Source organism: uncultured Methanobrevibacter sp. (assembly GCF_902764455.1).
GTDB lineage: Archaea > Methanobacteriota > Methanobacteria > Methanobacteriales > Methanobacteriaceae > Methanocatella.
This window is the reverse complement of the sequence record NZ_CACWVY010000011.1, coordinates 1-17,526: the sequence shown is the minus strand read 5'-3', so window position 1 is coordinate 17,526 and position 17,526 is coordinate 1. Positions and strand designations below refer to the sequence as shown.

At 35.0% G+C, this 17,526-nt stretch carries 11 protein-coding genes; 9 read left to right on the top strand and 2 right to left on the bottom strand.

All coding sequences use genetic code 11. The annotated features are described in order from the left end of the window. Positions 1-24: 24 nt before the first annotated feature. On the bottom strand, positions 25-738 hold the full coding sequence (gene mtxX / locus QZU75_RS03965) for a methanogenesis marker protein Mmp4/MtxX (RefSeq protein ID WP_296881670.1): 714 nt from the start codon (positions 736-738) through the stop codon (positions 25-27). Positions 739-868: 130 nt separating this feature from the next. Here mtxX and QZU75_RS03960 point away from each other — a divergent pair, with 130 nt between their 5' ends. Then, positions 869-1,132, top strand: coding sequence for a transcriptional regulator (locus tag QZU75_RS03960; RefSeq protein ID WP_296881669.1), 264 nt, complete (start codon positions 869-871; stop codon positions 1,130-1,132). A 138-nt stretch (positions 1,133-1,270) separates the two neighbouring features. Here QZU75_RS03960 and QZU75_RS03955 read toward each other — a convergent pair whose 3' ends face one another. After that, a complete protein-coding gene (locus QZU75_RS03955) occupies positions 1,271-2,650 on the bottom strand; it encodes a 2,3-diphosphoglycerate synthetase (protein ID WP_296881668.1) in 1,380 nt (459 codons plus the stop codon). 44 nt (positions 2,651-2,694) lie between these two features. Between QZU75_RS03955 and QZU75_RS03950 the strand changes: the two genes are divergently transcribed. The 8 genes from QZU75_RS03950 to QZU75_RS03915 all read left to right on the top strand — a co-directional run. After that, complete coding sequence (locus QZU75_RS03950) at positions 2,695-3,411, top strand: UPF0280 family protein (protein WP_296881667.1); 717 nt, start codon at positions 2,695-2,697, stop codon at positions 3,409-3,411. Between the two features lie 318 nt (positions 3,412-3,729). Further along, on the top strand, positions 3,730-4,017 hold the full coding sequence (locus tag QZU75_RS03945) for a UPF0058 family protein (protein ID WP_296881665.1): 288 nt from the start codon (positions 3,730-3,732) through the stop codon (positions 4,015-4,017). Positions 4,018-4,139: 122 nt separating this feature from the next. Beyond that, positions 4,140-4,910, top strand: coding sequence for a phosphosulfolactate synthase (gene comA, locus QZU75_RS03940; RefSeq protein ID WP_296881664.1), 771 nt, complete (start codon positions 4,140-4,142; stop codon positions 4,908-4,910). A 12-nt stretch (positions 4,911-4,922) separates the two neighbouring features. Then, positions 4,923-6,176, top strand: coding sequence for a methanogenesis marker 16 metalloprotein (locus QZU75_RS03935; protein WP_296881663.1), 1,254 nt, complete (start codon positions 4,923-4,925; stop codon positions 6,174-6,176). 8 nt (positions 6,177-6,184) lie between these two features. Beyond that, positions 6,185-6,787: a ferredoxin:CoB-CoM heterodisulfide reductase subunit HdrC gene (gene hdrC / locus QZU75_RS03930; protein ID WP_296881662.1), complete on the top strand. Its 603-nt coding sequence runs from the start codon at positions 6,185-6,187 to the stop codon at positions 6,785-6,787. Then, positions 6,784-7,725 carry a ferredoxin:CoB-CoM heterodisulfide reductase subunit HdrB gene (gene hdrB, locus QZU75_RS03925; RefSeq protein ID WP_296881661.1) on the top strand — a complete coding sequence of 314 codons (942 nt, stop codon included), beginning with the start codon at positions 6,784-6,786 and terminating at the stop codon, positions 7,723-7,725. The genes hdrC and hdrB overlap by 4 nt, the downstream gene beginning before the upstream one ends. Further along, the gene (gene hdrA, locus QZU75_RS03920) at positions 7,722-10,031 is read left to right on the top strand and encodes a ferredoxin:CoB-CoM heterodisulfide reductase subunit HdrA (RefSeq protein ID WP_296881660.1); all 2,310 of its coding nucleotides are present in this window, start codon (positions 7,722-7,724) and stop codon (positions 10,029-10,031) included. The genes hdrB and hdrA overlap by 4 nt, the downstream gene beginning before the upstream one ends. Before the next feature lie 259 nt (positions 10,032-10,290). Continuing rightward, the coding region (locus QZU75_RS03915; RefSeq protein ID WP_296881659.1) for a right-handed parallel beta-helix repeat-containing protein at positions 10,291-17,526 on the top strand (7,236 nt) is incomplete at its 3' end.

The following is a 17,526-nucleotide window of genomic DNA, read 5'->3' as shown; positions in this document are numbered from 1 at the left end:
TTAATATTATATTGCTTAAAGTTTTTAAAGTTTGGCTAAATTATTTGCAAAAATCAAGCTTCTGAGATATCCTTCGACACTTTGGTCACGGCTTGTGTCAATGTATATTCCATCGATTCCAAATGTTACTGCACCATAGCTCGGCCAGGAATTAACCAGAACCAGTGTCCTGAATATTATATTTCCTATAATTCCGTCAGGAGCAATTATGACATTGCATTTGTCTTCTATTGCCTGTTCAATTAGAATATAATAGTTTTTAACTTCAAAATCAGTATTATTTTTTATTAGCTCGGTTAATTTTTCACTCTCGTCAATTGACTGTGAGATCTTTTCGCTTCTGCCGTAGTCTCCTTTTCTTCCATCTGCAAGAACGGCAATTTTAGGTTCTTTTCCAAGTTTTTTTAAAAATTCTCCACAGTTTCTGGCTATTTTCAATTTTTCTTCAATTGTATTTCCCTCATCGATTCCGACTGGAGTCAGTAAAAATTCATGTCCGTCTCCGTTTACATATGTTGCTCTTGAGATTTCCGGAAATTCATTCTTGACTTTTTTGATAACGCCTGATGCGGCAAGTGAACCCCGAACAACGGCATCAATATTTTTATCGAGTATTGAATTTGCCAATTCATCATCACTGTGAACCGGTTTCACTTCGATTTCATGGTCTTTTTTAAAAATTTCGATAGCTTTTAAAATATTTAAATTTCTACCTATTCCTATTGCTATTGTTGTCATTATGTATAATATTTATGTTGGTTTTTTATTAATTTTTGCTTTAACAAAATATTTTAAATTCATAAAATGTGTATAAAATTGCATAAATTATATACTTATTTTTTATAATAGATTGAAGTTATTAACTATTATGAGTAAAAATGATGAGATTTTTGATATTGTAGGTTATGTGATGGCTTCACAGTATAGGTGCAATATTATTAAAAGTATTGGTGAGAATATTAAAATCCCATCTGCAATTGCTGAAGATATTGGTTTGAGAACAAACCATGTATCTAATGTATTGAAAGATTTAAAAGAGCGAGATATTGTTATTTGTTTAAATGAGGATGCTCGTAAAGGTAGATTATATAAAAACACCGATTTGGGTCTTGAAATTTTAAAATATATTTAAATCTATTCTAATGATGTCAATATTGAATATTATTATTCGTATTTTTTAATCAAAAGGTCAACTGATGATTTAATCATCAATTGCAGAAATAATTTAAATTTTTGGCTGTTTATTTTTTCATAGTCCTATAAATGATAGTTATGATGATTTGTTAAAATCATCAATTGCACTATCAACTATTTTTAAAACTGACTTGTCCAGTTTGGGATAGTTATCGTTTATGGCTACAGGAATATTGTCACAGTAGACAACATCCAGTCCGTGTGCTATCGCATCCTTGGTTGCAACATCAACTGCGGCTGCTTTCAGCTCGGTTAACATGACGTCGGCCTTGTCCATGTATTTTTCCATGTCCTGGCGTAAAAGCGGTCTGTTGGAGAGGTGAGCTGTTGTTCCTATAACTTTACAGTTATAGTTGCTTTCCAGATATTCCACAAGCTTGTCTTTAACTGCCTCAGGTGCGGTTGTTGCAAAGAGTACCTTTTTACCTTCAATATTGTCAAGCGGCTTAGGCCTGAACACTGTGGATATGACTGTTGCATCGGGATTGACTTCACTTACAAACTCTTCAATCTGAGCTATCTTTTCATCTGAACACATCGGCTCTTCACACATTGTAAGGATAATCAGATCGCCAAGTCCAATCCTGTATGGTCCGAAGTAAGTTGTCAGGTTTTCAATAGGCTGGTTTGCTCCCACAAGCACTATTTTCTTATTTGTTTTAATTGGAGGTATTGCAGCTCCGCTTCCTTCAAATATGGCAAATTTGGAGTCTACTTCATTAGCTAGTTTTGCTCCTTTTTTCATATTTGTCATAAATACTTCACCGGCCATTCCTCCGCCGCAGCGTCTGCATCCTATTGTTAAAATTCTGCTCATCAGTGCATCTTCCCAATGGTCACTTGCTGCATGCACACCCTTTTCTGACTGTTCAAGCAGGAACTCTGCATTGATTTTTAATTTTTCACCATGCACGATTTCAGGCTCTTCAGGTCCGCCTCTTCCCATCGCAATAACGCATGGTTCATAGCCGTTTTTATCAATCAGTCTTGATACGAATCCTGAAACTGCAGTTTTTCCGATACGTTTTCCGGTTCCTAAAATTGTTATTGAAGGTTTTTCCATGATTTCATATTGGCTTGTAGGTTCGAATTTAAAATCAGGTCCTTCATAGGTAATTCCTTCATTTAAAACCTTGCATGCAATCTTGAATCTTTTCGGATAATCCAATATAGGTTCGTCACTTAAATCAAATACTGTATCAGCATCGTATTTTTTAATCATTTCAACAATAATGTCATAGGGAATGTCCTTGTCTTTTGCAAACTGAACCGGAACTCCTAATTTTTCAGAGTAAGATTCTTCGGAATCGTCTCTTAGCTTTTCGGTTCCTCCGATAAAAACAGCACCTATAATATCAATGTGTTCTAAATTGTTTAAGGTATCTATTGCTTCTTGTGTGACTGGCAGGTAGTGTTCACCATCAACTAAACAAAGCATTTTGTTTAAGGCTTTCATGATAATACTATTGTTTTAATAAATAAAAAGTTTAATTATTAAATATGAATTTCACAAAGATTGATTTGGATGAAACTCATATCCGCCTTACCACAGATTTGGAAAATCATGACCTGAAAAGATTTATATTCAATATCCGAAGGGATTTGAAAGACTATATTTTAAGAAACAATGATTTTCTCATTTCCATGAGTCCCCTTAAAATTCCCCAGGATAATTTGGCAGACATTGTAGTAAAGATGATTGGAGCATCTGATATTTGTGATGTGGGACCTATGGCATGTGTGGCCGGAACAATTTCTGAGATGTCACTGGATTATCTCATCCGGCTGGGATCTTTCTATTCAATTGTAGAAAACGGCGGCGACATTGCAATGATAAATGATCGGAAGGTATTGTGCGGAATTTATTCCAACAATGATGTTCTGGGAAACAATATTGCCTTTGAAATCAAAAAACGTAAAAAACCCCTTGGAATCTGCACTTCCTCTGGAAAAATCGGTCATTCAATAAGTTTTGGAGAGTCTGACAGCGTTACTGTCATTGGAAATTCTCCTGCAGTTTGCGACGGGCTTTCAACTAAAATTGCAAACAGTGTCAACGGCGATACCAGTGAGGATAAGGTTATGAATGCTCTTGAGTGCGCCGATGAGTTCAGGTCCTATTTTGAGGGTGCATTAATTATTTGTGACGGGAGTGTTGCAACTATTGGAAAACTCCCGAAAGTCATAGAAAGCAAAGAATTTCATCTTAACCTATGATTTACATTAAGAAAGCTTTAACTAAACTGATATTTTTTTAATACACTTGCTCTTTAATAAATCAAATTTTCAATATTATTGACTTTAATTATTCAATCATATTTTTCATCTGAACCAATCTACATGTAACAATCACATAATATTATTTTGAAAAATTAATTAATTTAACCTTAATGTCATGTTAAATTTAGTTGATTAAGGAGATATGTAAGTTATTTTTTAATGCAATATTTAAATATGATTAAAATTAATATTATTTTATAGAAAAAATGAGTTAATTTTTAACTAACATAAAATTAGTTAATTGGGTTAGATATAATGTATAAAGACGAAATGATACAATTACATCAATTTTTAGTATATGTTTTAAAATATTTAGCAGAAGATGACCAGATTACCAATGATTGCAGCGAATATATTTCCCTAAAAATTAGTCCCCATCATATTCACAAAACCAAAGCTGAGCATAAACACGCTATTTTTGTTTTATGTAAGATTATTGCACAATTAATTGCAGATAAGGAAAACGAGTCCATTCCGGAAAATGTTAGAAATTCATTAGCAGATTTAGTTACAAGATCTGAAAATGAAATGAGGGCAGACTAATTTTTCTTAACTTTTTTTCTTTTTTTTTGAAACCAATTTTTTTTTTAAAAGCAAAGTGTTAAAAACTTATTTATACAATTACATATTAATTATAATTAAAAAAAATTAACACGCGTGATATTTTGAAATCTTTTGAATTTTTATCAAAAAAAAGAGAAGCAAAACCAAGAAAGTGCGGAATCACAATGGTTTTGGACAAAGGCCTGGGCCTTGAAACAGCAGAAAGCCTGATGAATATTTCCGGAGAATATGTGGACTATCTTAAATTCGGATGGGGAACATCCATAGTTCATGAACAGGACATAATTAAAGCTAAAGTTGAAATGTATAAGGCCCATGACATTACTCCATACACAGGGGGAACACTTTTTGAGTTGGCCTACATGGCAGATAAACTTGACGAATTCTTTGAGGAAGCCCGTAATTTAGGATTTCCTGCTGTGGAAATTTCAGACGGTTCAACCAGCATATCCCATGATGAAAAACTCAAATGCATAAGCATGGCCAGAGAAAACGGATTTGAAGTTCTCTCTGAAGTGGGTAAAAAAAATCCTGATTTGGATAAGGAACTCACACTGGATGAAAGAATAGAATATATGCAGGAGGAACTGGATGCAGGATCTTCACTTGTCATTGTGGAGGCAAGGGAAGGCGGAAAAAATATAGGAATATTTGATAAATCCGGAAATGCCAAAGAGGATGAGATAGATTATATTCTCGATAATTTCGACGGAAACAAAATTCTCTGGGAAGCTCCAAACAAGGACCAGCAGGTATTTTTCATACTCAAACTTGGAAATACAGTTAATCTTGGAAATATTTCATCAGATGACATAACATCTCTTGAAACATTAAGACAGGGTTTAAGGGGAGATACATTAGGAAAAATTTAAAAGGTGTTCCAATTGACTAATAATAGAACCGTTGGCGAAATCAACAAAAAAATCGAAAATGGCGAAGCAAAGATTTACACTGCTGAAGAATTCAAAAAACTCATTAAAAAAGGGGACACTCCAAGTTTTGAAGACGTTGATGTGGTAACAACAGGAACATGTGGAGTTATGAGCGGAACGGCTGCAATCTTAAACTTCATTATATCCGAGCCAGGAGAATTCATAAGAGCACGTGAAGTTTACATAAACGGCGTACCTGCATATGCAGGACCGTGTCCGAATGAATGGTTAGGTTCAGTTGATGTGATACTTCACGGAACAGCACATTCCATTTATGATGAAAATTACGGCGGAGGATTTTTACTAAAAGAACTTCTTGAAGGAAAAGAGGTAAATGTACGGGTTGAAAGTGTCGACGGCAAGACTATAGAAAACACAATAACTATGGAAGATATTACACGTGGACAAATCATAGGAGCACGTATGGCATTTAAAAACTATACTGCATTTACAAATCCAAATAAAGAATCAGTTCCGTCAATTTTTGCAGCAACACCTCTTGAAGGAAACTTAAGGGGGCTGACATTTTCAGGCTGCGGAGATTTAAACCCTCTTCAAAATGACATTCCTCACAATGCAATAAAGGAAGGCTCAAAGGTTCTAATCAATGGAGCGCAGGGTTATATTCTCGGTGACGGAACAAGATCAAGTCCTGAAAAACCAAACTTAATGTTATCTGCTGATTTAACAAAAATGGATCCCTACTATATAGGCGGATTTAAAACAGGTCAGGGAGGAGAGATATATGATACTGTAGCTATTCCTATACCTGTTTTAAATGAGGAAATATATAACAATCTGCTCGTTACCGATGAAGAGGTAGGCATACCTGTAGCTGACATTAAAGGGCGTCACCTGCCTCTTGGTGAAACCAATTATGCAGAATTATGGGGAGATTATGACTTAAGACCTCAATACGACCGTGATAAATGTTCTGGTTGTGAAAATTGTGTGGCAGAAGAGATATGTCCTACAAATGCATTCAAAAATCAGAGATTAAACATTGCACACTGTTTCGGCTGCGGAATGTGTGCTAACTACTGTCCAAACGCAGCATTTGATATGGATACAGGCAGCGTCGATTTAAACATTAACGGCAGCAATGTCAATATACCTATTATATGCAGACAGTCAGACAGATTAAGAGGAAACAAACTGTCATTAAAATTAAAGAAAATGATTGAAAATAAAGAGTTTAAATTATAGGTGGTTAGATGTCAAACCAGCAAAAGATTACAGACTCACCAATTGATTTTGCAGAAAGAATCATTAGTGATGTCAAAAACTCAAAGGATGAAGGAGTTCTGAAATGCGTTCAATGCGGTATGTGCACATCCACATGTCCTGCAGCACGCCATTCACACTACAATCCTCGAGAAATTATAGAAAGGGTTTTGGACGGCGATGAAACAATCCTCAATGATGATAACATCTGGAACTGCTTTTATTGCTATACCTGCCACAGCGTATGTCCTGTTGGAAACAGCGTATGTGAAGTAAACCAAATACTAAAACAGATTGCCATCGAAAATGAGATAGGCTACGATAAACTTTATGAATACATGGGATTTGCAGATTCATACTTTACGGCTGCAATCGGTGCAATTCCTGAAAGATTTTTCGAAGACATTGACCGTGACGTTCCCGGATGGTGGGACTTCAGACAGAACCTGGATGAAATCAGACAAGAGCTGGAACTTGACCCGCCTCTGATGCCGTCTCAGGAAGTCATTGATGAAGTAAGCACAATACTGACAATAACCGGATTTAAAGATAAAATTGAAAAGATAAGAGCAACTGAGGAGGATGTAAAATGAAACAGGTTCCCGATAAGGACATTTTACTGTTTAGGAGTTGTCTTGTAAGTGTGGAATATCCCGGTGTTGAGGCATCAACAAAATTCGTTTTCGATAAACTGGGAATCGATTATGCTATTTCAGAAAAGCAGACATGCTGTACTGGTCTTGGACATTACTCAGATGTATTTAATCAGATTGACACCTCAGCTATTGGAGCAAGGAATTTCAGAATAGCAAAAGACATAGGAAGGCCAAATCTTGTCATGATGTGTGCAACCTGCTATGCAATCAACAAAAAATCAGTAAAACTATTAAATAAAAAGGATGATTTGAGAAATCACATTAACGAACTGTTTGATGAAAACGGACTTTCACACCTGAAATATGAAAAGGATGACCTGAAACCTACTGAAAACATTTTCCACGTTGTCGATATTTTTTACAGCAAAAAGGATGAGATTAAAAAACATATCAAATATGATTTAAGCGATTATACAATTGCCACTCATCACGGATGCCATTACTGTAAAGTACATTATGAGGACACTATCGGAGGAGTAAGGGACCCGAATATCATGGATGAAATTATAGCTGAATGCGGATGCCAGACAATCGGATGGTATGACCACAAAAGAGCAACCTGCGGAACAGGATTCAGACAGAGGTATTCCAATCCTGACCTGTCATTTACGGCTACTGCAGATAAGATGAATGCAATCTGTGATGAGGACGTGGATATTTTGGTGCATTTATGTCCTAACTGTCACATTCAGTTTGACAGGTACCAGCATCTGATTTCAGAACGTGAAGGCAGAAAATTCAGAGCAATTCATTTAAATATTGCACAGTTCATTGCACTTGCAATGGGCGGTGATTTTGATAAGGTAATCGGTGTTAAGGCACATACGGTACCGATAGATTCAGTTATCAAGGAGTTAAAGGAGGTTGAAAAATGAGGGATGATTTAAAAGTTGGCGTGTTTTTATGTGAATGTGGAGGAAATATTGCAGATATTGTTGATTTGGATAAAGTTAGAGAAGAACTTGACGTTGAATTCATAGGACAGTTTGAAAATCTGTGTTCCCTGAACGGACGTAAAATCATTCGTGATGCAATATTTGACCATGACCTTGACCGTGTTGTGGTTGCGGCATGTTCACCGATAAGTCATGAAAAGACTTTTCAGGATTATATAAAACCTCTAAATCCTTATCTGATGGACATGGCAAATATCCGTGAGCAATGCTCATGGGTACATGACGACAAACAGAAGGCAACTCACAAGGCTATAACTTTAATCAACGCATCAATCGAAAAGGTAAAACAGTCCGATGCGGTAGACCCGATTTACTGTCAGACTCCTGATGAAGTTGCCGTCATCGGCGGAGGAATTGCCGGAATGAATGCAGCACTGTCCCTTGCAAAACAGGGAGTAAAGGTAACTCTTATTGAACAGTCACCTTCAATAGGAGGACACATGGCAAAAATCGGAAAGGTTTTCTCACCTGTCAAAATAGCCGAAGAATGCGGAATGTGTCTTCTAAATCCGATACTTAATGAACTTGTCTGGAACGAAAACATTGAAGTTTTAACAAACACCAAAGTCATTGAAGCCGAAAGGCGGGCAGGAACATATAATCTGATTCTGGAAAAATCCCCTCGCTATGTGGACACAGAAAAATGCATTGCATGCGGAAAATGTGCAGAAGCATGTGAAGTTGAAGTTCCAAACGACTGGAACGATAACCTCTCCACAAGAAAGGCAATCTACAGACCCTTCGGACAGTCATATCCTGAAGCCTACGTGATTGACATGGACAACTGTAATAAATGCAGCAACTGCGTTAAGGTATGTACCATGAAGGCAATCAAACTTAGAGGAAAATCTGAAAGAATTCCTCTACAGGTCGGTTCAATCATTGTTGCAACAGGCCATAAGCTGTTTGACATGGATAAACGTCCTGAATACGGATATACAAGATATGATGATGTAATAACACAATCTGAACTTGGCCGTATCACAGGGGTCAACGGTCCGACCAAAGGAAAGCTCCTGAAATCAAACGGCGAAGTGCCAAAACGTGTCGTAATGATTCAGTGTGTAGGATCACGTGATGAAAAGCCTGACGGACACAGGTACTGTTCAAAAATATGCTGCACTGTGGCGCTCAAAAACGCCAATATCATAAAGCACAAATATCCGGATACTGATGTTCTGATTTGCTATACGGATATCAGGACTCCTGGAATGTTTGAAAAATACTACAAGCACACTCAGGAAAATGAGGTAAGGTTCCTTCGTGGAAGACCTGGTGAAGTTGTTAAGAAAGGAGATAACTTCATTGTAAGAACTGAAGATACTCTTAAAGGAGAATTTGTAGAAATCGAAGCGGATATGGTAGTGCTTTCAACAGCAATGGAGCCTTCAGACGGCACCCGCGAGGTAGCGGAAATCTTAAACGTCGGAGTAACAGAAGACGGATTTATCAAGGAATCACATCCTAAAATCAAGCCGATAGCAACTGATGTTCAGGGAATATTTGTCTGCGGAACAGCACATGACCCGAAAGACATAACAGATTCGATAATGCAGGCGACAGCCGCAGCATCAAAGGTTTCAGAATATAATTACGGCGGTGTTGAAATCGAACCATTCATTGCCGAGATTGACAAGGAAAAATGCAATCTGTGCGGTGATTGTATAAGCCGCTGCAAATACAAGTCAATGAGCATTCAAAATGATGAAATTTACATTGACCCTATGAGCTGTACAGGATGCGGAAAATGTCTTGTAGGATGCAGTATGAGGGCAATTACCGTAAACGGAAATATTGATGAGAAAATCACCTCAACAATTAAGGGAGTACTGTCCAAAAAACAGGAAGGCCAGCGTATGATTCTGGTATTTCTGGATAATATAGGATATACTGCTGCAGACAATATTGGAGTAAACAGACTTTCATATCCCGAATCGATACATATCATCAAAGTTATCTCAGTAAATCGTGTAAGACCAGAACACATCAGATATGCACTTGACAACGGTGCAGACGGTGTATTTATCGGAGAATTCCCTGGAGACCTGATGTACGATGAGGTTGAACGCAAGATTCAGGGAGTTAAGGACAGAATTGAGGAGCTGGGAGAAGACCCTGAAAGAATCACTTTTTCAAAAGTCTATATTCCATATTTCTCAGGCCTTGCCCGCAAATTCATAGAATTTGACGAAAAAATTGCCGAGTTGGATGAAGCCGAATCCTAGTTTTGCCGATACAGGTATTGTGCCTGTAAAAGTGACTGTTTGAATTTTTCATCCGACAACTTGAAATATTAAGGATTATTTTTTTTATCCTTTTTTTTATTTTTTTTGGGCTAAAATGCCACTATTTTTCTGATTTAATATTATTCATATCTTTTTAGATAAGATTGAATTTTGTTCGCATTATTTCAAATTATCCAAACAAATATATTAGGTTTTAAATAGAATAACTATCAACTAAAAAAAATTTTGGTGTAGTTACATGAAATACATGAAGAGCATACTGATTTTTACCCTGCTTGTTTTAGCATTGTTCAGCATAGCCTGCGTAAGCGCCGTCGATGTGAATGATACTTTAGCAGCTAGCGGAGATAATCAGATAATAAACGATGAACCTGTTGGCCAGTCTAATGATTTGGTTAGTGATGATGCATATAATGCATCTTTAAGTGGTGATGAAATTATTGGTGTTAATTTGGAAGATGATAAGGATATTTTAGGTGTGGATCCTGGTTTTTACATGTTGGATGCGCTTATTAAAGATACTAAAGAAGGAGAAACCTTGAAATTAAAATCTGATTTTAAATATGGGCTTCTAGTTGATCCCCAGTTGAAAAAAATAGAAATTAATAAAGCAATAACTATTGATGGTGGTAATGGTAGGCATATTATCGATGCAGATAATGAAGTCATGATTTTTGAAATTAACTGTAATGATGTAACTTTACAGAATATTCACTTTAAAAACAGCAAATATGCAGCAATCAATTGTACTAAAAATGTATCTTCTATTACCATTAAAGAGTGCACGTTTGAAAATACTGTTGGATGTGCAGTCTGGTTTAGTGGGGATGCTTATAATTGTAAAATTGAGGGCTGTGAATTCAAAAAAAATGACCCGAAATCATCCACTTACAGTTCAGTAAACTTTAAAGGTAAAGCTACTATGTGTTCCATTAAAAGCAATGCCTTCACTGATAATAAGGCAGTTTATGGTAGTGCTCTACAGTTTTGGGGCGATGTTGAAAAATGTAATATTTCAAATAGTGTTACAGGTAAGGACGGTGCATATTCTGAGGTTGGTGGTGCAGTAACATTTGTTGGTAAAGTTTCTGATACTATAATTGGAGGGTATTTTAAGAAGAATGCTGCAAAATATGGTGGTGCAATCTATTTCGGATCTGAAGTTTCTAATTCTGTTATAAATGCTAATTTTGATGAAAATACTGTATCTGGTAATGCTACTGATGATGAAGCTGCTGGCGGAGCAATAATGTTCAATTCCACAGTTTCTGACACTACAATTAATGGTAAATTTACAAATAATAAAGCATTAGGTAATGACGGATGGGCTGGTGCAATATGTTTCCTTGCACCTGTCAATAATATTAAAGTTTATGGTGAGTTTACTAGTAATACTGCAAGTAAATCCGGTGGTGCACTCTATTTCATCGAAGACCTTCAAAATTCCATTATTTCTGCTAATTTTGGAAGTAATAAGGCGTATGGTGGTGCAGGCGGTGCAATCTTGATAAATAAAACTGATAATACTAGTTTTTCTGGTTTTTTCCAAAGTAATTCTGCATCTGCTCATGGAGGAGCAATTTATAGTTATGATGTTATGTCTAATTCCAATATTTCTGCTAGATTTGAACAAAATAGGGCGAATAATGGTGATGGTGGTGCAATTTATGCATTTTATCTTTCTCATATTAATATTACTGGCCTATTTAATGCAAATCGTGCGAATTATGGAGGGGCAGTCTATTGTACAAGCATAATTGATTCTACTATTTCTGCTAAATTTAACAGTAATTCCGTTAAAGCAAGTGGTGGTGCAATAAATATAGATATTATTTCCCGTACTGATATTTTTGGTGAGTTCAGCGAAAATAGAGCAACGGTATTAGGAGGTGCAATCTTTAGTGGAAGTATATTAAATTCTGCTATTTCTGCTAAGTTCATTGGGAATAGAATATCCGGTAATAGTGGTGTGGGTGCTGCCATTTATTCAATTGTTGCTAGGGATAGTATTTTTTCTAACTGTGATTTTATAGGTAACTATGCCAAAGGAGGTATTGTTTATATTGAAAGTGTTCCCTATGTTTGCTTAAATTTAATATTAAATAACAATACTTTTTTAAATAATAATAATTCTAAAATTTATTTTAATGCTTTAGATTATTCTAATGTAAACTTTAACTGGTTTGGATCTAATGCGTCCAATTATGATATAAGGCCAATTGAATCTAATTTTGTATTTACCGATTGGTTGTTCTTGAATGCTACATTGGATTACAGTTCATTTTTAAGTTCCAATACTGTTGATGTTTTATTTAAATTATACAGGTATAATCGGTTCTCTGGAAAGATATCTGAATATGACAATGATCAATTTAAACATCTTAATTTTACAATAACTTCATCAAATGGTAAGGTTAATAAAAGTATTGTTAAATTGGGAGAAACTGTTAAATTCACTCCTGATAATAAGAAACCCGGTTTTGTAACTGCAAAAATAGAAAATGCATATTATACAATCAAAATTGGTGTAAAAGGCGACTTTGATGCATTGCAGGAGTTAATAGATAATTCCACATCTCCGGTTATTAATCTGGAACGCAGCTATGATTATAATCTCTTTGATAGGATGACTGAAGGAATTGTAATTAATAAGCCTGTTACAATTAATGGTAATGGTTTTGCAATTGATGCTAAAGGAAAATCAAGAATATTTAACATTACTTGTGATAATGTGGAAATAAAAAATATAACTTTCCTGAATGCTAATTCAGAAGGTAGGGGTGGTGCTGTATTAATTAATGCTAGTAATGTTTCTGTTTCTAATTGTATTTTTATGGATAACTCTGCTGGTGAGGGTGTTGTCTATTTTGATACTGCTGATGGCATACACAGTAATTTGAAAATCAATAACAATATCTTTTTAGATAATGGTGTTTGTGAAATTTCTTTCGATGAAATTGATAGTAATTCTAATGTGGATTATAACTGGTTTGGAAATAATGCAACCAATTATGATGTCCAACCAAAAACCACTAATATAAATTTAAATAATTGGTTGTTCTTAAATGCTACATCAAATTCCAGTTCAATTACAGCTTTTGAATCACCAAACGTGTTATTTAAGTTGTTTTTATATAATTTAACTTCTCAAAGGATATTGGACTATGATAATTCGGAATTTGAAAATCTTGATTTGAAAATTACTGCAATAAAAGGTAATGTTGATAGAAATATTGCGAAATTTGGAGAAAATATTAAATTCACTCCAACTAGAGGAGGAAATGCTAGTGTAACTGCAAAAATAATGGATTCATATGTAACTATTGAATTTTATGTTATTAAAGGGGATTTTGATCGATTACAGGATTTGATTGATGATGCAACATCTTTAGTAATTAATTTAACACGTAACTACACTTACAATGAATTTGATAGTATAACTGAAGGGATTATTATAAATATACCGGTTATAATTAATGGTAATGGTTTTGTTATTGATGCTAAAGGCAAATCAAGAGTATTCAACGTTCAAGCAACTGATGTAATCATTGAAAATCTAACTATTAAAAATGCTAAATTTAATGGTGACGGAGGAGCAGTATATTTTGCCCAATCCGGTATGGCGATAAATTGTAATTTTACTGATAACAAAGTAACTGGAGATTATAGTCAGGGTGGTGCAGTTTACTTCTATGGGGATGGTAATGTAACAAATTGTAATTTTACTGATAACACTGCTAAGTTTGGTGGTGCAGTTTACTTTAATAGTAATGGTGATGTAACAAATTGTAATTTTACTAACAACTCTGCAACCTCTGAGGGTGGTGCTATAAGATTCAATAGTGAAGGTACTGTGACAAATTGTAATTTCACTAATAACTCCGCAACTGCTCATGGTGGTGCAGTTTACTTCCTTAATAATGGTGAAGTGACACATTGTAATTTTAATAACAACACTGCAAACTCTGGTGGTTTTGGTGGTGCAGTTTACTTCTATGGGGATGGTACTGTAACAAATTGTAATTTTACAGACAACACTGCAAACTCTGGTGGTGGTGCAGTTTACTTCCTTAATAAGGGTGAAGTGTTAAATTGTAATTTTAATAATAACATAGCAGAGGCATTTGGTGGTGCAATTTATTTTGCTGGTGATTCTACTGGTGAGGTGTTAAATTGTAATTTTACAGACAACACTGCAAATTATGATGGTGGTGCAATTTATTTTGCTGTGGGTTCTAATCGTGAAGTGTTAAATTGTAATTTTACAGACAACACTGCAAAACATGGTGGTGCAATTTATTTTGCTGTGGGTTCTACTGGTGAGGTGTTAAATTGTAATTTTACAGACAACACTGCAAATTTTGATGGTGGTGCAATTTATTTTGCTGGTGATTCTACTGGTGAAGTGTTAAATTGTAATTTTACAGACAACACTGCAAATTATGGTGGTGCAGTTTACTTCCTTAAAAATGGTGAAGTGTTAAATTGTAATTTTACTAACAACACTGCAAATTATGATGGTGGTGCAATTTATTTTGCTGGGGGTTCTACTGGTGAAGTGTTAAATTGTAATTTTAATAACAACTCTGCAAACAGTGATGGTGGTGCAGTTTACTTCAATAATAATGGTGAAGTGTTAAATTGTAATTTTAATAACAACTCTGCAAACAGTGATGGTGGTGCAGTTTACTTTAATAGTAATGGTGATGTGAGAAATTGTAATTTTAATAACAACTCTGCAAACAGTGATGGTGGTGCAGTTTACTTTAATAATTTTAAAAGTAATGGTGATGTGAGAAATTGTAATTTTACTAACAACTCTGCAAACCGTAGTGGTTTTGGTGGTGCTATTTGGATTTCTTATGGTACTGTTGAAAATTGTAATTTTATTAACAACTCTGCTAGATATGGTGGAGCTATTTACTTTTTTGAAGGAGGTAATGTAATAAAATGTAATTTTACTAACAATCAGGCAGCAAGGGCTGGTGCTATTATCTTCGAGGACTATTCAACTGGTAATGTAATAAATTGTAATTTTACTAACAATCAGTTGGATGGTGCTATCTATTTTGGAGGTTCTGGTTTTGTAACAAATTGTAGTTTTACTGATAACACTGCTACCTTTGGTGGTGCTATCGAATTTAGCGGTTTTGGTTCTGGTTTTGTAACAAATTGTAGTTTTACTGATAATAAAGCAAATTTTGGTTCTGCAATTTACTTCAACAAATATAATTCAGCAGATAATACTTTAACTATTTCTAATTCTATTTTATTAAACAATAGGGCAAATGATAAAACTTTAGATGTTGTTAAAAATGATAATAATATTACAATTACTTTCACTGGTCAAAATAATCTTTTAAATGCAATTTATTCTGAAGGAGATGTTAATTTTACTAATGTGACCTATTGGGGAGCAAACGGAAAAACAAACTCTGGCAATTCAACTATTGAGCTATTCCAATCCAATAAGGAAGCTGGTCAAAACATAACCATTGCAGTAATTGTTAATGACAAACTTGTTTTTAATGATGTTAAAGTCACAGACGAGAATGGTACAATTGTTTTAGACATAAATGCTGGTGAGAATTATTACATTACTGCTCGCCACAATACAGATTCATACTACACAGAAGCTGAAAAAACAATCTCAAACATGACATTCACTGTGAGTGTCACTTCACAGACAACCACCAACAAGACTGTAAACATCACTGCAAAATCAAATATTAAACCTGAAGTCATGCCAGGTAAATTACTATTTATCTTGCCAAATTGCACTGAAATTAATGCAACTTGTGCTTCTGACGGAACATGGTGGGCGGTTCATACATTTGATAGCATTGGAGATTATGAGGTTAATGCTTCATATATTGGTTTGGATGGTGTAAATATCAATAATGCCACTATAACTATTAACTTAATCGAGGCAAATGTCAGTGTTGATCAATCTGCAATCAATCTCTTTGTTGGTGAAAACGCCACTGTTCATGCTACAGCAACACCTGATGGCTTAAAGGTTAACTTCTCAACCAATGATTATGACATCATATCTGTTGATAAGGATGGAAACATTATAGCTTTAGGTGAGGGTAATGCCACAATTACTGTCAGTGTTGGTGATAATGTCGTCTATACATATGATTCTGTTACTGTCAATGTTACTGTGGCTAAAGTCCCTACGGAAATTAAAATTACAAATAAAACACTTGATTTAAAAGTAACTGAGGAAATTGATGTTGGTGCTAGTTTAAATCCTAAAGATGCGCCTGTTGATGAGTTAATTTACACATCAGGTGATGAAAATGTTGTTAAAATTAAAAACTCTAAGATAATTGCTGTTGGTGAAGGTAGCACTGTTGTTACTGTTTCATTTAAAGGCAATAATAAGTATGCAGCTGCTGAAAATAAAACAATTAAAGTTTCAGTTGGATTAAATGATGCAAGTGTAAATGTTTCTAAGAATGTGTATTATATGCATGTGGGTGATAATGCTACCATTCATGCTACCGCAACACCTGGTAGTTTAAAAGTTAATTTCTCAACCGATGATTATGATATTGTATCTGTTGATATGGATGGAAACATTATGGCTCTTGGTGAGGGTAATGCCACAATTACTGTCAGTGTTGGTGATAATATTGTCTATAAATATGATTCTGTTACTGTCAATGTCACAGTGACTAAAATTCCTGTTGAAATTAAAATTGCAAATGAAACACTTAATTTGAAAGTTAAAGGTATTGCTGATTCTGCTGCTAGCTTAATACCTTCTGATGCGGGTAATCCGACATACATTTCCAGCAATGAATCTGTTGTAATTATAAATAACGGTCAGATTGTTGCTGTCGGTGAAGGAACTGCTACTGTTACAGTTTCATTTGCAGGCAATGAAAAATATCTTGCTGCCAAGAATAAGACAATCACCGTCAATGTTGAAGGTGCTTTAAAAGATGCTAGCGTCAGTGTTGATGCTTCTTCTGTGGATTTGAAGGTTGGTGAAAACTACACAATTTATGCCACAACAACTCCGGATAACTTGAATGTAACATACAAATCAAGCGATGAGTCCGTTATCACAGTTGATAATGGCTTTATTGTTGCTGTAGGTGAAGGTAATGCAACTGTGACTGTAATTGTTGGTGATAATGAAGAATATGCATTAAATTCCACTGTTGTCAATGTTACTGTTAGTAAAATTCAGACTGAAATTATTATTGCAAATAAAACTCTTGATTTGAAAGTTAATGAGGAAGTTGATGTTGGTGCTAGTTTAAATCCTAAAAATGCTCCTGCTGGTGAGTTGGTTTATGAGTCAAGTGATGAAAGTATTGTTAAAGTTGAAAATGCTAAGATTATTGCTCTTAAACAAGGCATTGCTGTTGTTAATGTTTCATTTAAAGGCAATAATAAGTATGCAGCAGCTTTAAATAAAACAATAAAAGTCTCTGTTGGCTTAAATGATGCAAGCGTC